The 18,301-nt window shown below is 70.5% G+C and carries 16 protein-coding genes and 1 pseudogene; 6 read left to right on the top strand and 11 right to left on the bottom strand.

Annotation, left to right across the window (positions count from 1 at the left end; translation table 11 throughout):
• Positions 1-7: 7 nt before the first annotated feature.
• Positions 8-1,675, top strand: coding sequence for a hypothetical protein (locus A5787_RS15370; protein WP_066968387.1), 1,668 nt, complete (start codon positions 8-10; stop codon positions 1,673-1,675).
• Here the strand turns inward: A5787_RS15370 and A5787_RS15375 are convergent.
• A complete protein-coding gene (locus A5787_RS15375) occupies positions 1,659-2,813 on the bottom strand; it encodes a glycosyltransferase family 4 protein (protein WP_066968390.1) in 1,155 nt (384 codons plus the stop codon). The two genes, A5787_RS15370 and A5787_RS15375, sit on opposite strands and share 17 nt — an antisense overlap.
• A gap of 218 nt (positions 2,814-3,031) precedes the next feature.
• Between A5787_RS15375 and A5787_RS15380 the strand changes: the two genes are divergently transcribed.
• The 5 genes from A5787_RS15380 to A5787_RS15395 all read left to right on the top strand — a co-directional run bounded on the left by A5787_RS15380 (position 3,032) and on the right by A5787_RS15395 (position 8,103).
• Positions 3,032-3,802 carry a class I SAM-dependent methyltransferase gene (locus tag A5787_RS15380; RefSeq protein WP_066968392.1) on the top strand — a complete coding sequence of 257 codons (771 nt, stop codon included), beginning with the start codon at positions 3,032-3,034 and terminating at the stop codon, positions 3,800-3,802.
• A 41-nt stretch (positions 3,803-3,843) separates the two neighbouring features.
• Positions 3,844-5,313 carry an aldehyde dehydrogenase gene (locus tag A5787_RS15385; protein ID WP_066968394.1) on the top strand — a complete coding sequence of 490 codons (1,470 nt, stop codon included), beginning with the start codon at positions 3,844-3,846 and terminating at the stop codon, positions 5,311-5,313.
• Between the two features lie 347 nt (positions 5,314-5,660).
• The gene (locus tag A5787_RS28505; protein WP_255361726.1) at positions 5,661-5,792 is read left to right on the top strand and encodes a hypothetical protein; all 132 of its coding nucleotides are present in this window, start codon (positions 5,661-5,663) and stop codon (positions 5,790-5,792) included.
• Between the two features lie 89 nt (positions 5,793-5,881).
• A complete protein-coding gene (locus A5787_RS15390; protein ID WP_066968440.1) occupies positions 5,882-6,448 on the top strand; it encodes a TetR/AcrR family transcriptional regulator in 567 nt (188 codons plus the stop codon).
• Positions 6,449-6,672: 224 nt separating this feature from the next.
• Positions 6,673-8,103, top strand: a complete 1,431-nt coding sequence (locus A5787_RS15395; RefSeq protein WP_066968396.1) for a PE family protein — start codon at positions 6,673-6,675, stop codon at positions 8,101-8,103.
• A 3-nt stretch (positions 8,104-8,106) separates the two neighbouring features.
• On the opposite strand, the gene A5787_RS15400 is transcribed toward A5787_RS15395, so the two are convergent.
• The 10 genes and pseudogenes from A5787_RS15400 to A5787_RS15445 form a co-directional block, all read right to left on the bottom strand.
• The gene (locus tag A5787_RS15400) at positions 8,107-8,403 is read right to left on the bottom strand and encodes a hypothetical protein (protein WP_066968398.1); all 297 of its coding nucleotides are present in this window, start codon (positions 8,401-8,403) and stop codon (positions 8,107-8,109) included.
• The gene (locus A5787_RS15405; RefSeq protein ID WP_066968400.1) at positions 8,400-9,899 is read right to left on the bottom strand and encodes a class I adenylate-forming enzyme family protein; all 1,500 of its coding nucleotides are present in this window, start codon (positions 9,897-9,899) and stop codon (positions 8,400-8,402) included. Before A5787_RS15405 ends, A5787_RS15400 begins: the two co-directional genes overlap by 4 nt.
• A 67-nt stretch (positions 9,900-9,966) precedes the next feature.
• A complete protein-coding gene (locus tag A5787_RS15410; RefSeq protein WP_066968402.1) occupies positions 9,967-10,758 on the bottom strand; it encodes a crotonase/enoyl-CoA hydratase family protein in 792 nt (263 codons plus the stop codon).
• A 109-nt stretch (positions 10,759-10,867) separates the two neighbouring features.
• Positions 10,868-12,277, bottom strand: a complete 1,410-nt coding sequence (locus A5787_RS15415) for a wax ester/triacylglycerol synthase family O-acyltransferase (RefSeq protein WP_066968405.1) — start codon at positions 12,275-12,277, stop codon at positions 10,868-10,870.
• 44 nt (positions 12,278-12,321) lie between these two features.
• The gene (locus tag A5787_RS15420) at positions 12,322-13,527 is read right to left on the bottom strand and encodes an alpha/beta hydrolase (protein ID WP_066968407.1); all 1,206 of its coding nucleotides are present in this window, start codon (positions 13,525-13,527) and stop codon (positions 12,322-12,324) included.
• Positions 13,528-13,632: 105 nt separating this feature from the next.
• Positions 13,633-14,163, bottom strand: coding sequence for a hypothetical protein (locus tag A5787_RS15425; protein WP_066968409.1), 531 nt, complete (start codon positions 14,161-14,163; stop codon positions 13,633-13,635).
• Between the two features lies 1 nt (position 14,164).
• The gene (locus tag A5787_RS15430) at positions 14,165-15,454 is read right to left on the bottom strand and encodes a molybdopterin-dependent oxidoreductase (protein ID WP_066968411.1); all 1,290 of its coding nucleotides are present in this window, start codon (positions 15,452-15,454) and stop codon (positions 14,165-14,167) included.
• Positions 15,451-16,104, bottom strand: coding sequence for a class I SAM-dependent methyltransferase (locus A5787_RS15435; protein ID WP_066968413.1), 654 nt, complete (start codon positions 16,102-16,104; stop codon positions 15,451-15,453). The genes A5787_RS15430 and A5787_RS15435 overlap by 4 nt, the downstream gene beginning before the upstream one ends.
• Positions 16,105-16,436: 332 nt before the next feature.
• Positions 16,437-16,736, bottom strand: a pseudogene (locus tag A5787_RS15440) (Rieske (2Fe-2S) protein); the annotation flags it as partial.
• On the bottom strand, positions 16,733-18,301 hold a 1,569-nt coding region (locus A5787_RS15445; protein ID WP_197507151.1), incomplete at its 5' end, for a (2Fe-2S)-binding protein. The gene A5787_RS15445 and the pseudogene A5787_RS15440, both read right to left, overlap by 4 nt.

Below are 18,301 nucleotides of genomic sequence, written 5' to 3' on the forward strand. Positions count from 1 at the left end.
TCCGCGGATGCGCTGGACCCGGCCGGGGTACGCGTTATTGCTGGCGCTCCTGGTGGTAGGGCCGCTCCTGGCGCCCGGATACCTGCTCCTGCGCGACGCGGTGTCGACGCCGCGGTCGTACCTATCCGACGCTGCCCTCGGGCTGACGTCTGCGCCGCGGGCGACGCCCCAGGATTTCGCGGTGGCGCTGGCCTCGCAGGTGGTCGACGGCGGCGTCGTGGTGAAGGCGCTGCTCGTGGCGGGGTTGTGGCTCGCGGGATGGGGCGCAGCCCGGCTGGTCGCCGTGGCGCTGCCCGGCGCGGGCACCCCCGCCGAATTCGTCGCCAGCACGCTGGCGATCTGGAATCCCTATGTCGCCGAACGGCTTCTGCAGGGCCACTGGAGCCTGCTGGTCGGCTACGGCTGCCTGCCCTGGGTCGCGGCGGCGATGCTGACGCTGCGGTCTACGGGGTCGGGCTGGTCTGGGTTGGTGTTCTGGATCGCGCTGGCCGGGCTGACCCCGACCGGCCTGCTGCTCGCCGCGACGGTGGCGCTGGTCTGCGTCGCCGCCCCGGGTGCGGGGCGCCCGCGCTGGCTCTGCGCCGCCTTGGCCTCGGGCGCCGCGCTGGTGACGGCGCTGCCCTGGCTGACCGCCGCGGCGTTGGGCTCGTCGTTGAGGTCACAAGCCGCGCTGGGTGTGGACGCGTTCGCGCCGCGGGCCGAGCCCGGCCTGGGCACGCTGGCCAGCCTGGCCGGCCTCGGCGGCATCTGGAACGGCGAGGCCGTACCCGCTTCGCGGGCAACGCTTTTCGCGGTGTCGTCGGCCGTTGTGCTGCTGGCGGTGGTGGCGGCCGGGCTGCCGGTGGTGGTGCGTCGCGCGGCGGTGCCGCTGTTGGCGCTGGCGGCGGTGTCCGTGGTGGTGCCGGCCCTTCTGGCGACGGGCCCGGGTCTGCACGCGCTGCGGGCGCTGGTGGACGCCGCGCCGGGCTTCGGCGTGCTGCGCGACGGGCAGAAGTGGGTGGCGCTGGCGCTGCCGGGCTACACGCTGGCCGGTGCCGGCGCCGTGGTGACGTTGCGGCGGTGGTTGCGGCCGCCGGTGGCGGCGCTGGTCTGCTGCCTCGCGCTGATCCTGGCGCTGCCGGACCTGGCGTGGGGTGTGTGGGGCAAGGTCGCTCCCGTGCGCTACCCGCGCGGGTGGGCCGCGGTGGCGGCGGCGATCAACTCCGATCCGCGGACGGTCGCGGTGCTGCCGGCCGGCACCATGCGACGGTTCTCCTGGTCGGGCCCGGCGCCGGTGCTGGATCCGCTGCCCCGCTGGCTGCGCGCCGACGTGCTGAGCACCGGCGACCTGGCCATCTCGGGAACCGTCGTGCCCGGGGAGGGCGACCGCGCCCGCGCGGTGCAGGACCTGCTGCTGAGCGGGCCCGATCCGGCCGCGCTGGCCCCGGCCGGCGTCGGGTGGCTGGTCGTCGAATCGGACAGCGCCGGCGACATGGGCGCGGCCGCGCGCACCCTCGCCGCGCTGCGGCCGGCCTACCGCGACAACGACTTGGCGCTCTATCGGATCGGCGGCGACGCCGCCGGCGCCTCGCCGGCCCGCCGCACCGCGACGCTGATCGCCCACCTGGCCTGGCTGGCGATGCTGCTCGGGGGCGCCGCCGGGGCGGTGCTGTGCCGGGTTAGACGACGCCGCTGACGAACTCGCCGGCGTGCACCGCTTCGAGCACACCGCGCATCGCGTCGGCGCTTTGCACCCAGGAGAACTCCCCGCTACGCGCCTGGGCCTTTACACCGAGTTGGTCACGCAGCACCGGATCGCACAGCAATTGTTCGAGTCGATCCATCAGCTCGGCCTGGCTGTCCACCAGCATCCCGGTCACCCCGTCGACGATCGAGTCGGACAGGCCGCCCGAGGAGCGGTAGCCGATGGTGGGCACCGCGTGCTGGGCCGCCTCGACCACCGCCAGACCCCAGCCCTCCTTGCGGGACGGCAGCACGTGCACCCAGGAGCTTTGCAGCACATGGTGTTTGGTGACGTCGTCGACGTGGCCGTGGAAGGTCACCGCGCCGGACATGCCGAGCCGTTGCGCGTGGTCGACGAGCCGCTGGCGCCACCAGCCGTCGCCGACGATGTCGAGGTGCAGGTTCGGCAGGCGCGGTCGCAGCGCCGCGACGGCTTCCAGGGCGTCCTCGATCTGCTTGTGCGGCACCAGCCGCGACAGCACCACCACCCTGGGCGCCGCCGAGCGCGGGCCCGACAACGATTGCACCGGCGCCTCGTCGAGGCCGTTGCGCACCACCGCGATCTGCTGGTTGGCAACCCCGAGCGCGACCAGATCACGGGCCGACGGGAGCGACACCGTCACGTACTGATTGCGGCGGTTCAGCCGCGGCGACAACCGCGACTCGACAAACCAGCCGATCCGGCCGAGCACCGGCCCGGCCACCGGCCACTGCTCGCGATGGCAGTGGTGCACCAGCACCATCACCCGGCGGCCGTACACCAGCCGGGCCAGGAACGGCAGGCCGTTCTGGGTATCGACGACCACGTCGGGCCGCGCGCGCCGCAGCGGCCCCAGCCCGATGCGCGACGCGGCCATCGCCAGCAGCGCCCAGACGTACACCGAGTACCGGCCGCCGGCGCGGTCGATGCGCACCCCGTCGACCACTTCGCGCCGCGGCGCGCCCGGATAGCGGGCGGTGCGCAGCGTGACGGCTATTCCCGAGGCGGCCAGCTGAGCGCCGACGCGCTGCAAGTAGGCTTCGCTGCCGCCGCCCTGCGGGTGCCCGGTGTCACGCCAGCACAGCAGCAGGACGGAGCGGAGAGCAGACATTACTGGTCAGCCTAGCCGGGCGCGAGGACGCCCCGCCGGGCCTTGCCCCATCCGTAACAGCCGCCGCTGGCTGGAAGGATGTCCTTCGTGCCCACCTCACAGCGACAACTGACGGCTCGAGCCAGTTGTCGCTGTGAGCCGGGCAAAGGGCATACCGCCCGGCGCAGGGACTCGCGTGACACATGTGACCAGTGCGACCGGCTCCCGAGGAGCGGCACGTGGGCGTGACCGACGTATTCGCGCGGCGCGCGACGCTTCGCCGGTCGGTGCGGCTGCTGTCGGAATTCCGCCACGAACGCTCCGACCCGGCCCGCTTCTACCGCGCGCTGGCGGCCGACACCGCGGCGATGGTCACCGACCTGTGGCGGGGTGCCCATGGCGGACCACCCGTCGGCCACACGCTGCTGGACGTCGGCGGCGGCCCCGGGTATTTCGCGGCGGCGTTCGCCGACGCCGGGGTCCGCTACCTCGGCGTGGAGCCCGACCCCGGCGAGATGCACGCGGCCGGGCCGGCTTTGGCGCGTGAGCCGGGCACGTTCGTCCGGGCCTCGGGCATGGCACTGCCGTTCGCCGACGACTCCGTCGACATCTGCCTGTCGTCCAACGTCGCCGAACACGTGCCGCGGCCCTGGCAGCTCGGCGCCGAGATGCTGCGGGTGACCAGACCGGGCGGGCTGGCCGTGCTGTCCTACACCGTGTGGCTGGGCCCGTTCGGCGGCCACGAGATGGGCCTGACCCACTACCTCGGCGGTGCCCGCGCGGCCGCGCGGTACGCCCGCAAGCACGGCCATCCGGCCAAAAACAACTACGGGTCGTCGTTGTTCGCGGTGTCGGCGGCCGACGGCCTGGACTGGGCCGCCAGCACCGGCGCGGCGGTGGCCGCATTTCCCCGCTACCACCCCCGATGGGCGTGGTGGCTGACCTCCGTGCCGGCGCTGCGCGAGTTCCTGGTCAGCAATCTCGTGCTGGTGCTTGCACCCCGAGAATGAAACATGTTCTCGTTTTGCTTCTGCTTGGGTAGGGTGGCGCCATGACCGACGTGAAGACCGAATACGACAAACTTTTCATCGGCGGCAAGTGGACGGAGCCGTCGACCTCGGAAATCATCGAGGTGCACTGCCCGGCCACCGGCGAGTACGTCGGGAAGGTGCCGCTCGCCGCGGCGGCCGACGTCGACGCCGCGGTGGCAGCGGCCCGCGCCGCCTTCGACAGCGGGCCGTGGCCCACGACGCCGCCGAAGGAACGCGCGGCCGTCATCGCCAAGGCGCTGCAGTTGCTCGAGGAGCGCAAGGAGCAGTTCGCCACCCTGCTGGGCGCCGAGACCGGCCAGCCGCCGATGACCATCGAGACGATGCACTGGATGGGCTCGATGGGGGCGATGAACTTCTTCGCCGGGCCGGCCGTCGACCAGGTCAAGTGGCGGGAGATCCGCAACGGCTCCTACGGGCAGACCATCGTGCACCGCGAGCCGATCGGGGTCGTCGGCGCGATCGTGGCCTGGAACGTGCCGCTGTTCCTGGCGGTCAACAAGCTGGGCCCGGCGCTGCTGGCCGGCTGCACGGTGGTGCTCAAGCCCGCCGCCGAAACACCGCTGACCGCAAACGCTTTGGCGGAGGTGTTGGCCGACGCGGGCCTGCCCGAGGGCGTGCTGTCGGTGGTGCCCGGCGGGATCGAGACCGGGCAGGCGCTGACCTCCAACCGGGACGTCGACCTGTTCACCTTCACCGGCAGCTCGGGCGTCGGCAAGGAGATCGGCCGCCGCGCCGCGGAGATGCTCAAACCGTGCACCCTGGAGCTCGGCGGCAAATCGGCGGCGATCGTCCTCGAGGATGTCGACCTGGCCGCCGCGGTCCCGATGATGGTGTTCTCCGGAATCATGAACACCGGGCAGGCCTGCGTTGGCCAGACCCGCATCCTGGCGCCACGCTCGCGATACGACGAAATCGTCCACGCCGTAAGCGCTTTCGTCCAGGCGCTGCCGGTCGGGCTGCCGTCGGATCCGGCCGCCCAGATCGGTTCGCTGATCTCGGAGAAGCAGCGCGCCCGGGTCGAGGGTTACATCTCCAAGGGCATCGAGGAGGGCGCGCGGCTGGTGTGTGGCGGCGGCCGTCCCGAGGGCCTCGACAGCGGATTCTTCGTGCAGCCGACCGTTTTCGCCGACGTCGACAACAAGATGACGATCGCCCAAGAGGAGATCTTCGGGCCGGTGCTGAGCATCATCCCCTACGACACCGAAGAGGACGCGATCAAGATCGCCAACGATTCGGAGTACGGCCTGGCCGGCAGCGTGTGGACCACCGACGTGCCGCGGGGCATCGAGATCTCGGAGAAGATCCGCACCGGAACGTACGCGATCAACTGGTACGCGTTCGATCCCTGCTGCCCGTTCGGCGGTTACAAGAACTCGGGCATCGGCCGCGAGAACGGCCCCGAGGGCGTCGAGCACTTCACGCAGCAGAAGAGCGTGCTGATGCCGATGGGCTACACGATCGACAGTTAGCTGCCGCTAGCGCCGAGCGTGCGCGCGCTGCGAGATTTCTGCCGATTCTCGCGGTGAGTGCACGTTCGGCGTTTCGCTTTTCGGGCCCGGTAGCGCGGGCGGCGCGGCCGGTCGTGGCGATAGCTGGGGGCAACGCCGTCTGATGTCGGCAGCACCGTAGCCTAAGTGTTATGCAATAGAGCATAAAAGCGGGACATCCGGGATGGCCCCGACTCGCACTGTGACGAGGCCCACTCGGCGTTTACCGAGCTGCTGGATTTAGTTAGGGAATAAAAGTTGCTTACTCAACCGATGTCTTATATGGTTCTAAGCATAATCATGGGCCGCACTCAGGCCGGGAGAAAACAATGTGGATCATCGAACTCAACATCGCCGGCTACCAGTTCACGCGCGAGATGCCCGACGTGAAGCGCCGCCCCTTCCGCTTCAGCCCGCGTAACATGCACTGGCCGGTACCGCGGCACTCGCACGCTGCATGACGCTCGCCACGGGAGGTACAACAGTGCCGACTACCACGGACGCCAAGGCGGAACAGGCGCCGACCAAGCGCTGCGATACGCGCAAGAAAATGCTCCTCAGCGCCGCCGAGGTGATGCGCGAGCGCGGGGCCGCCGGGGTGACCATCGATGAGGTGCTCGCCCGCAGCGGCGCGCCGCGCGGCTCGGTCTACTACCACTTCCCCGAGGGACGCAATCAGATTCTCGCCGAGGCACTGCGCTACTCAGGCGACTCCGTCACCGCCATGATCGACGACGCCGCCAGCTGGGGGGCCAGGGCGCTGCTGCGCGAGTTCGTCGAATTCTGGGAGCGCCTCCTGGCCGAGAGCGACTTCGCCGCCGGTTGCGCCGTGGTCGCCGCGGCGATCGGCTCCGACGACGCCGACCCCAAGCTGTCCGCCGAGGCGGGCGCCATTCTGGGTCGGTGGTGTAGCGCGTTGACGCGCGCTTTTACCAACGACGGCTTCGAGGACGCCGATGCGGCGTCGCTGGCGGTGATGTCGATCGCCGCCTTGGAAGGCGCCGTCGTGCTGTCGCGCTCGACGCGCAGCACCGACCCGCTGCGCCAGGTGGGCGAGCAGCTCGAATTTCTGATCAAAGCAAGGGAATTCGTCGTACGCAACGGGCTCCCCGGCTAGCGCAGCCCCCCGTCTGGCAGGCACCCGGTCGGTGTGCGGGCAGTCGGTCAACGCTACCGTCGGCGCGGGCGCCCGGCGGCAACGCGGTGGGGCTGATCGGCGACGGCGGCGAGGGAGCCGCCGGGGCCAACGGGCCGCAGGGACCGTAGCGAACGAATCGCACCTGCGCTTCCGGCGACCGCGCTACGATTGCCCACCTACGGGGGCTATGCCGGAGGTTCGGAATGTCTTTCGTCATCGCGCAACCCGACCTGGTGGCGGTCGCCGCCACCGATCTGGCGGGTGTCGGTTCGACGCTCAGCCAGGCCAACTCGGCCGCCGCGGCCCAGACCACGCAGCTGGTCGCGGCCGGCGCCGACGAGGTGTCGGCCGCCGTGGCCGGGTTCTTCGGCGCGCACGCCCAGGATTACCAGGCCATGAGCAACCGGGCCGCGGCGTTTCATCAGCAGTTCGTCCAAACACTGAACGCGGGCGCCGGCGCCTACGCCGGTGCCGAAGCGGCCAACGCCGCGGCGACCGCCAACCCGTGGCAGGTCCTGCAGCAAGACCTCCTGGGCGCGATCAACACGCCCACCCAACTGCTGTTGCAGCGCCCGCTGATCGGCAACGGCACCAACGGGATAGCAGGCACCGGCCAGAACGGCGGGGCCGGCGGCATCCTTTGGGGCAACGGTGGCAACGGCGGATCCGGAGCGACGAACCATGCCGGCGGCGACGGCGGGCCCGCCGGGTTGTTCGGCGCCGGCGGCGCCGGCGGGGCCGGCGGCCTGAGCACCACCGCCGGTTCCCCCGCCGGTAGAGGCGGCGCCGGTGGCACGGGCGGGCTGTTGTGGGGCAACGGCGGCCCGGGCGGCGCGGGTGGGGCCTACAACGCCGCCGCCCTCCTTGGGGGAGCGGGCAGCGGCGGGGCGGGCGGCGACGCGGTCGGGTTGTTCGGCCACGGCGGCGCGGGCGGCACCGGCGGCGCAGCGTCTGCCGTCAACCAGACGTCCGGGAACGGCGGCCACGGCGGCCACGGCGGCTTGCTGAACGGCAGTGGCGGCGCCGGCGGAGCCGCCGGAAGCGGCGCCGGTGCGTTTGGCTCCCTCATCGGCGCCGGCGGCGACGGCGGCGCCGGCGGCCTGCTCAGCGGCAACGGCGGAGCCGGCGGCGCCGGCTACGGCCTGCCGGCCGGCAACGGCGGCAATGCCGGCCTGATCGGTAACGGCGGCGCCGGTGGAGCCGGCCAATTCACCGGCAACGGCGGGAACGGCGGCCTCGGCGGCACCCTGTTCGGCGACGGCGGCCGCGGTGGCGACGGGGGGCAAGCCACCGCCGCAGGCTTCGGCGGCAAGGGCGGCGCCGGCGGCAACGCCATCGGGCTGTTCGGCAGCGGCGGGGACGGCGGCAATGGCGGCCAGGCCACCAACGCCGCGTTTAACGGCGGTCAGGGCGGCCACGGCGGCAACAGCGCCGTCTTCGGCGGCGGCGGGAATGGCGGAAACGGCGGGGCCAGCCCCAATAAGGCCTACGGCGGCGACGGCGGAAACGCCCAACTCGTCGGCAACGGCGGCGCCGGCGGCAACAGCGCGGGCGTCGGCGGGATTCCCGGAGTGGGTGGGGCAGGCGGGCTGCTGCTCGGGATCCCCGGACCGAACGGGCAGGCCGGACCCTAGCGCTCAGTCGCTGGCGGGCAGCGGCTTGACCTCTTTGAGCTGCAGCGCGGTCTGACCGATGCTCAGGCTGCCGGCACCCGGCTTGGTGACCAGCACCTCGGCGCCGGTCTCGTCGACGTAGCGCTTGCCCATCACCGTGCCGTCGGAGAACGCCGGGTCGAGCTCGCCGGAGCGCTCGCCCCCGATCGGCACCATCGGCGCGCCGCCGCAGCGCAGGTCGTCGAGGCTGTCGGCGCTGCGGACCACGATGACCTGGGTGTCGCACACTTGGCTGGCGAGGCGGGTTCCGTTCTTGATCATTTTGGCGTTCCTAATGTTCGGAGATCTTCGACGATTTCGCGACGCAGGACCTTGCCCGTGGGTGTGGTCGGCAGCTCGTCGCGAAACACTACTCGGTCGGGCGTGCGCGACCCGCGCAAACTCTTTCGGACATGCTCGCGCAGCTCCTCGGGATCGGGATCGATGCCCGCGACCGGCACCACCACGGCCACGATCGCCTGGCCCCACTGCGGGTCCTCGACGCCGACCACCGCGACGTCGTGGACGTGGGCGTGCTCGATGAGCACCTCCTCCAGCTCGGCGGGCGCGATGTTCTCCCCGCCGCGGATGATGGTGTCGTCGCTGCGCCCGCTGATAAAGAGGTAGCCGTCCTCGTCGAGCAGGGCGACGTCGCGGGTCGGAAACCAACCGTCCTCGTCGAGTACCGAGCCGATCCCGGTGTAGCGCCCCGACACCTGCTCGCCGCGCACGAACAGCTCGCCGCTTTCGCCTGGCCCCAGCACCGCGCCGTCCTCACTGCGGATCTGCAGCTCGATGCCGGGCACCGGGCGTCCCACCGAGGCCAGCCGCTTGGCGACGTGGTCGGCCGACGCCGAGTGCGCCTCGCGGTGGTCATCGGGGCCCAGCACCGCGATCGTCGAGCTCGTCTCGGTCAGCCCGTAGGCGTTGACGAAGCCCACGTGTGGCAACAGTTCCAGCGCCCGGCGCACCAGCGGCAGGCCCACCTTGGATCCGCCGTAGGCCAGGCTGCGCAGCGACGGCAGCTCATGCCCGCCGTCCTCGAGGACGGCGACGATGCGGTCCAGCATGGTGGGTACCACCGTCGCGGTGCTCACCCGCTCGGCGTCGACCAGCCGCACCCATTCGTCGGCATCAAAGTTGGTCAGGTAGACCATCTTTCGGCCGGCGTAGAGGTTCGACAGCGCGGCGCTGACCCCGGCGATGTGATAGGGCGGCACGCAGATCAGCGCGGCGTCGGCGGGTTCGGCCGACTCGAACTCGACGGTCCCGGTGACGTAGCTGGTCAGGTTGTTGTGCGAGAGTTCGACGGCCTTGGGCTGCGACGTGGTACCCGAGGTGAACAGCACGATCCCAACGGACTCCGGGTCGGGAAACTCTGCGGCAGGCTCGCTTTCACGCGCGGCCGCGAGCAATTCGCCGGACGACATCACCCGCTCCGACGAGTCCCCGATCATGTCGCGGTAGCGGTCGTCGACGATCACCAGCGGTTCTGGCAGCCGCGCGATCAGCGCCTGAATGCCGTCGGCGGCGAGCCGGTAATTGAGCGGCGTAAAGGCCAGCCCGGCGCGCGCGCTGGCGAAGATCAGCAGGGGCAGCATGGCACCGCCGACGCCCACGTAGGCCACGTGCTTGGCCCCGGACGCCGCGATGACGCCGGCGCCGCCGTCGGCGAGATCGCTGAGCTGCTGCGTCGTCAGCCGCAGCTCGCCGTCGACGAGTGCCGTGCGCTCGGGGTTGCTCGACGCGGCCATCTCCAGCAGCAGCGAAATGCTCATCCTCGGTCTTTCCGGATCCCCACGCCTTTACAAAACTTAGTCACAGTGTAACCCGTCCGGCCGAACGTCACGTCCCCGTCCAGCGCGCGGGGCGCTTTTCGGCGAAGGCGATCGCGCCTTCTTTCGCGTCGTTGGACACGAACACCGGGCCCAGGATTTTGGCCTGCTCCGCCCACATCGTCTCCGGCGTCCAGCCGCGGGACTCGACGATGATCCGCTTGGTGGCGGCGACCGCGAGCGGGCCGTTCGCAGCGATCTTCTCGGCCAGCGCGATGGCGGCCTCGAGCGCCTGGCCCGGCTCCGCCAGGGCGTTGACCATCCCCAGTTCGTGGGCGCGCTCGGCGGAAAGGTTCTCACCGGTGAGCGCCAGCTCCATCGCGATGGCCGGCGGGATGCGCTCGGGCAGCCGCAGCAATCCGCCACCGCCGGCCACCAGACCGCGCTTGACCTCGGGGATCCCGAAGGCCGCGTCCGTGGAGGCCACGATCAGGTCGGTGGCCAGGGCCAGCTCCGTGCCGCCGGCCAACGCGAATCCCTCCACCGCCGCGATGAGCGGCTTGACCGGTGGACGTTCGGTGAAGCCCATGCCGCGGCCCTCGACGATGGGCACCTCGCCCCGCGCGAACGCCTTGAGGTCCATCCCCGCGCAGAACGAGCCGCCGGCGCCGGTGATGATTCCCACGGACAGGCCGGTGTCGCCGTCCAGCCGATCCACGGCGTCGGCCAGGCCCCTGGCGACCGCGGCGTTGACCGCGTTCTTCGCCTTCGGTCGGTTGATGGTGATGATCAGAATCCGGTCCCGCTGTTCGACCAGGACTTCGGGTTCGGGATTGGTGGCCTCTTCGTTCCCAGTGCTCACGGTGCCGCACAGCTCCTTCGGGTATGGGTGGCTGCCTATTCGACCGATGGTAACGGTCGATGGAAATGCCATTGGCACCAGTCGAGAGTCCCGTTTCCGCCGCCGGCCCTCAGGCCGGTGCCATCGCCGCCTCGACGACCGTCAGCTCTTCGGGAAGCCCTGCGGCCCTGCGTATCTCGATGAAGTCGGCGACCATGGCCTCGGTCACCTCGTGCGGGTCCTTCAGCGTGGCGCCGTCGGACAGCACCGAGATGTTGATCTGGTCGACGTAGCTCCACACGGTGATGTTCAGGCCGCTGCCGGCGGTCAGCGGTCCGACCGAATAGATCTCGGTGACCTGCGCGCCGCCGACCCGGCCGCGTTCGCGCGGGCCGGGAACGTTGGAGATGTTCAGGTTCAGGATCTTGTTGTTCCCGTCGCGGCCGGACGCCCAACGGAAGAAGGCCTGGGTGGGCGCGGGTGGCATGTAGGCCGCCCACCTGCTGACCAGCTCCGGTCCCATCAGCTGGTTGCTTTCCTTGGCGGCGATGGCGTTCTCGTGGCTGCACCGCACCCGCTCCAGCGGGTCGTCGGAGTCGGTCGGCAGGCCCACGAGCACGCCGGTGAAGCGATTGCCGGAGATCCGTTCGGGCGAGAAGTCGAAACTCATCGGCACCGACGCCAGCAGGGGCTCGGCCTTGCCGTCGTACCGCAGCAACAGGGTGCGCAGCGCACCGCTCGACATGGCGAGCACCATGTCGTTGATCGTGGCGCCCAGCCGTTTGCCGGTTTCCTTGACGTCGGCCAGCGCCAGCGTGGCGGTGGCGAACCGGCGCTCCGGGGTGATCTTGTGATTCATGAAGGTGGATGGCGGCTCGAACGGCCGGGTCAGTTCCGGGGACAGCTTGCGCGAGCTGCGGCGGACCCGGCCCAGCCCCTGCGCCGTGTAGCGGATTGTTGCCGGGATCCGCCCGACGTGGCGCAGGTGATCCGCGAACGCCGACGTCATCAGCTGCCGCGTGCTGGGGGCCGGGTCGCACAGATACGGACCGTCCGCCGGCCCGGGCTGCAGGTCCATCCCCCGGGCCATCAGGTTCGCCGACGCCACACCGTCCGCGAGCGCGTGGTGGATCTTGCCGACCACCGCGATGCGGTGATTGGCCAGCCCCTCGATGAAGTACATCTCCCACAGTGGGCGTTCGCGGTCCAGCGGGGTGCTGGCGATCCGCCCGATCGCCTCATCCAACTCTCGCCGGCCGCCCGGCGCGGGCAGCCGCCACGGGCGGATGTGGTACTCGAGATCGACGTCGCAGTGCTCCCGCCACATCGGATGGTGCAGTTGGTAGGGAATCTCGACGAGCTGGTAGCAGAACGGCTCGAGCTTGTTCAGCCGGCCGCCGATCACCTGGCGGAAGGCGTCGATGTTGAAGTCACGCCGATCCGGCGCCAGCTCGATCACGGCGGCTTTGATCGTGTGCATGTGCACGTTCGGCGTCTCGCTGTACAGCAGTACCGCGTCCCAGCCGCTGAGCCTTTTCACCGCTGCCCCTTAGCCATAGGGGGACATTACCCAGCGGCGGGAGCTCAGATAACCTCTTTCGCGCCGATCTGCATTTTGGCGCGGTAGACCTGGTTGAGGAAAAGCGATGCGGCGTGCGCCGCCGCACCCGCACGCCCCGCGTCGATGAGGTCGTACCCGTGGCCCGCGCCGGGCAGCTCCAGGTAGCCCACCATCGAGTGCGAGACGGCGCGCAGCCGCTCGACGAAGCTGCGGGCCTGCTCGACCGGGATCACGCTGTCCCTGCTGCCGTGAATCACCAAGAACGGTGGGGCATTTCGATGCACCCGCGCGATCGGCGACGCGTCGCGGAAAATCTCGGGGTGCCGGGCGATCGACTTCCTGACCACCACGCGCTCCAGGAAATCGACGAACCGGTCACGCTCGGGGGTGGAGCGGTCCTCCCAGTCGTAGCGGCCGTAGATGCCGACCACCGCGTCCACCGAACTGTCGGCGCCTTCGGGCAGCTCGGCCCCGTGCGCGGGGTCGTCGGGGGCCAACCCGGCCAGCGCGGACAGGTGACCGCCCGCCGAACAACCCGCGACCGCAACGAAATTGCGGTCGCCGCCGAACTTGTCGACGTTGGCACGCGCCCAGGCGATGGCGGTCTTGACGTCGGTGATGTGGCGCGGCCAGCGGTGGTGCGGCGCGACGCGGTAGTCGATCGCGAGGCACACCCAGCCCTGCTCGGCCAGCCGCGACATCAGCGCGGAACCCTGCCCCATGCAGCGGCCGTGCACCCAGGCGCCGCCGGGGACGAAGATCAGGACCGGCGCGGGTTGCGCGGGCAGGTCCTTGCGGCGCCAGACGTCAAGCACCTGCGCCGGGCTGTTCCCGTAGTGGACCGCGCGGCGGTACAGGTAGCGGCGCTGGCGCATCGCGTCCCAGATCGGGGGCGTGCGCTCCGCGACGGGCCATTCGGCGTCGAGGTCCGCGGCCGACACGACACCGCGCAGCGCAGCGAGGGAGACCTCCTGGGTGCTTTCCCTGTCGCGGCGCCGCTCGTCGGTGATGCCGGGCTTCAGCAAATCCTTCGTCAGCGTGGACAGGGCCTGCGGCGCGTGCCGGGCGCCCCACACGCTCATGGCGGTCAGCGCGCCCAGCGGTTCCAGCCGTTTGCCGACGACCGGCAGCGAAGCGCCGATCTCGCTCAGGGCCAGCATGTAATCGCCGGGACCGGCCCGCAGCAACCACTTCACGCAGGGGGTCATGCGGGGCGCCCTCGCAGTCATGTACGGACTGTACCCCCGCGCGGAGCGACGAAACTGACGATTCCGTAACGCGCCGTCACCGCGTCCGGAATCCGGTCCGCTGGTAGTTAGCTGTGTGAGGCCTACTTACCGTCCAGGCGGAATTGGCGATTCGCTCCGCGGGCCGCCTCCGGCTCGAAAATGTGTCCCGGCGAGTCGCGCGGCGTAGCACAGCGCGCTGACCGCGAACATCACCGCCGTGAGCAGCAGCCACCGGCCCAGAAACGGCTGCTGGGTCTGCCCGGTGGCCGCGTGGTAGGTGGGTGCGCCCTGCTGGATGATGCCGGGCAGAAAGATCAGCAGCGTCAGCCCGGCGCCCAGGGCGGGTACCCGAATGTGGTTGCGGGCGCTTACTTTTGGCTGCCCTGAGTGGCGCGTCCGCAACGACAGCAGCCGGTCGGCCAGCGCGTAGAGCGGGAACAGCAGCAGGTCGTGGGCGATCACCGCGGCCGCCAGCCAGACGACGATGGACTGCCACCAGACCCCGGAGTTCCACAGCGTCGCCGGTTTGAAGGTGGCCAGGACGTAGCCCATCAGCGCGAAGCCGGACAGCATCGTCAGCAGGTGCAGCGGGCGAGACCCGTACACGGCCGCGAAGCGCGTTGGCAATCCGGTCATGTCAGCTCGGCTCGAAATCGATGGAGGTCACCCATTTGGTGTTGTGCACGCCGGGCAGCGCGGGAACGATGATCCGGGCCGGGTAGCCGTGATCCAGCGACAGGTCGGCGCCGTTGACCCGCAGCGCCAGCAGGGCGTCCGGATCCCGAATCTGGTTGGCCTGCAACGTCGCCGTGCCGAATGCGCCGCCGCGCTGCAGCGAGTCCACCCGCGCCGCGCGGGGCGCGGGGACCCCGGCCAGCCGGGCCAACTCGGCCAGCCGGACCCCGCTCCAGGTCTGCACGGTGGACCATCCCTCGACGCACGCGATCGGCAGCCGCGCCCGGTATTGCGGCATGCGGGCGAGCGCGGCCCGGTCCAGCACCACCTCGGCGGGTCCGCCGCGCAGGACCAATCGCCAACTCGCGCCGGCGCTTTCGGGCGCGACCCCCGCGGCGAGGGCGGTCTTGTTGACCGGGAAATCCTGCCCGCGCCCGCGCGGCAGCAGCAGGGCCGCGCCGCGGGATACGCCGCCGAGCGTCTGTCCCGCCGTCAGCACGCCCACGAGCAGCGCGCCGGAGCCGACTAGCGCGAGGGCGCCGCGCCGGCTCATCGTCGGTTCGGCCGGATCGGCCGAAACCAGCCCGTCGGGATCGGGCGGTTCGGGACGGGTGTCACTTCGATTGGTGCGCAACACTTCTCGCAGCGGTATCGACTTCAGCCCGGTGACCATGCGCGGGATCTTGAGCGTGATGTGCATCAGGAAACCGGTGATCATGACCCATGCCCCGAAATAGTGCGCGTCGTAGAAGCTGAACCCGAAGATGTAGTCGTACTGGATGTTCAGCACCCCGGTGACGATTTCGAACAGCACCCCGCCGACCAGCATCAGCAACGACAACCGCTCCAACAGCTGGGCGATGGAGCGGGCCGGCGGCCACACGAACAGCTTCGGGATCACCGACCACAGCTTGGCCAGCACGACCGGGATGATCACCAGGCCCAGCCCGACGTGCAGGCCCTGGGTCAGCCGGTACAACCACGACGGGCGGGTCGGCCAGGCGAAGGCCGGCAGGCGCAGCCAGCCGACGTCGGCGGGGATGGCCTGACTCAACTGCGGCGCGTAGGCGATGTAGGACAGCAGCCCGGTGAGGATGACGATGGGCAGCGTAACCAGCAGCACCAGCCCGAACGCCGACGTCAGCCATGGGCCGCGCAGGGGGCTCCGGAAGCGGCTCAGCCGCCGCGCGCCCGGCGGTGGATTCCGGTCGAGCGCGCGCCACAGCCTGGCGGGAAACCCGTAGTCGCTCACAGGGCGGTCAGGCCCGCGACGACCCGGCCACCGATGAGCCGGACGCTGGTCAGCGTCAGACCCACCTGCGCGGCCAGTGCGGCGGCGCTGTCCACGCCGACCGATGCCCAGCGGAACCAGGGCCCCACGTCACCGGCCGTCTCGAGGCGCACCCAGCGCGGACGGATGCCGATCGCCTCGGTCTCGAACTCGGCGACACAACGCCCGCCGCGGCCCAGCAGCTCGGCGGCGCGGGCCAAGATCCGGAGCGGGTCGCCGCCGAGGCCGACATTGCCGTCGACCAGCAAGACCGTCTGCCAACGACCCATTCCGGGCAGCGGCTCGAACACGTCGCCCAGTATCGCCGGCGCGCCGCCGCTCCCGGCCAGCCGGATCGCCGTCGCCGAGCGATCGATGCCCAGCGCGGGTACGCCCCGGCGGATCAACTTGGCGACCAATCGACCCGGCCCGCAGCCCAGCTCGATCGTCGGGCCGGTGCACATCTGCGTGACGGCTTCGTCGAACACGTCGTCAGAGGCGTCGCGGGACTCGCTGTCGGGACATCGATCGCCCAGCCAGCGGTGGGCGGGCAGCGGACGGATCTCGCCGTCCTCGTGCCGGACCCAACACCTCTCGCCACCGAGCGCCCGATCGTAGAGATGCCCCAGCATGTCACGCCTCTCGCATCGTGCACGGCCGGGCGGCCCGGACGCGCCTCTGCCCCGGTGGGGGTTGGTGGTGCGAACCCGCATCGCCGGCACGCTGCTACACACGGGATGCGCCGACGTTTCGATCAACCCGATTCCTACCCCGATCCGCGCGCGGCTAACCCCGCACGCGCTGGGCCGCCCCACCGACCGGGCCGAATGGTTCACGCGATTCATTCGGCGCCGAAACCGGCCCGGACGGGTCGGGGTCAAAAGTCGTGACCCCGCCCACCGCCGAACGAACGGGCCAGCGACCCGTTGCACTGCGGTTGACGGGCTGGGACGCCGTCGATCCGCACGTGGATGCTTCCCGCGTCGTCGGCACGCACGGGGTAGGCGGTGACCGGCGCACCGCCGTTGGCGACCTCGTCTCCGCTCGCCAGGTCGTAGGTGAAGCCGTGCAGCGGGCAGACGACGATCCGGGCGTCGGCGAGCCCGTCCGCCAGCGGGCCTCCGCGGTGGGGACACACGGCATCGAGCGCCCGCAGTGAGCCGTCGCGCAGGCGGAAGACGGCGATCTGCCGACCCTCAACCGCGTAGGCGCGGCCCTCGCCCACCGGGATCTCGTCCACTTGTCCTAACGTCACCTCCGTCATCGCACCGGCACCTGCGGCAGCGGGACGAGGGGTAGGGATGACCGGAACTGGTTGGGTGCGGAGTTGTTTCGGCTCTCGCTCCACGGATCACGGTAGGAATCGACCGATTTCTGCATGCGCGCATCGAGGTCGGCGCCGATCCCTTCGCTGTCCTCCACCACCACCTGCCGGATCCGCTCGACGCCCAGCCGCGGCACGAAGGCGTACGTCCGCTCGAGCCAGTTGGCGTTCTCGCGGTAGTACTGCAGGAACCGGCCCGTGAGCGCGATGACCTCTTCCGGGGTGTCCACGGTCGCCAGCAGATCGCCCTTGCGGACGTGCGCGCCCGCCGCGCCGCCGACGTAGATCTGCCATTGTCCGCCCTCGATGGCGACGACGCCGAGGTCCTTGCACAGCGCCTCGGCGCAGTTGCGGGGGCACCCGGTCACCGCCAGCTTCATCTTGGCTGGGCTGGGGATACCCTGGAAGCGCTCCTCGACCGCGATGCCCAGCGCCGTCGAGTCGCCCAAACCGTAGCGGCAGAAGTCGCTTCCCACACAGGTTTTCACGGTCCGAAAGCTCTTGCCGTACGCGTAGCCCGACGGCATCCCGAGGTCGGCCCATACCGACGGCAGGTCCTCCTTGCGCACTCCGAGCAGATCGATCCGTTGCCCGCCGGTGAGCTTGATCATCGGGATCTGATACTTGTCGGCCACGTCGGCGATCTTGCGCAGCTGCTCCGAGCTCGTCACGCCGCCCTTGACCTGTGGCACCACCGAAAAGGTTCCGTCCCGCTGGATGTTGGCGTGCACCCGGTCGTTGATGAACCGGCCGTCGTGTTCGTCTACGAACTCGTCGCCCCACATCATGTGCAGCAGCGACGCCAGCGCCATCTTCGACCCGGCGTCCTCGCGCCCCTCCGGTGCCAGCGCGGCGAACACCGATGCCACCGAGTGCAACTCGAGCTCGCGGATCTTGCCCATCAACTCCGGCTTTTCATACGGGATCCCCGGCACGTACCAATTTGCCCCGGCGCCTTGGGAAATCGCGACCCCGGTCTCCGAGGCCGCCCACTCGACGACCTGGGCGACCAAGCCCTTGCACGACCCGCAGCCCTTGCCCGCGCGGGTCGCCGACATCACGCCGTCGACAGAGGTCTGGCCGTCGTTGACGCAGCGGACGATCGCGGCCTTGTTCACCCCGTTGCAGTTGCACACCTGGGCGTCGTCCGCCAATTCGGCGGCGCCGGTGACCGCGTCCGGTGTGCCGAGGTCGAACATCAGCGAGACCCGCTCGGGCGGCAGCGGAAGCCGGCGGTCGAAGGCCTGCATCAAGAACGCCACCTTGCTGATGTCGCCCACCAGGGTGGCGCCGATCAGCTTGTCGTCGCGCACCACCACGGTCTTGTACACGCCGCGCCTGGGCTCGGAGTACTGAACGAATTCGTCGTCGTCACGCTCCGGCGTCTTCACTCCCATCGCCGCCACGTCGACGCCGGCGACCTTCAGCTTGGTAGCGGTGCGTGAACCATGGTATGCCGCCGCGGGATTGGTGCCGGTCAAATGGTCGGCCAGCACGCCGGCCTG

This window comes from Mycobacterium sp. 852002-50816_SCH5313054-b (genome assembly GCF_001667185.1).
In the GTDB taxonomy this organism is placed as follows: Bacteria; Actinomycetota; Actinomycetes; order Mycobacteriales; family Mycobacteriaceae; genus Mycobacterium.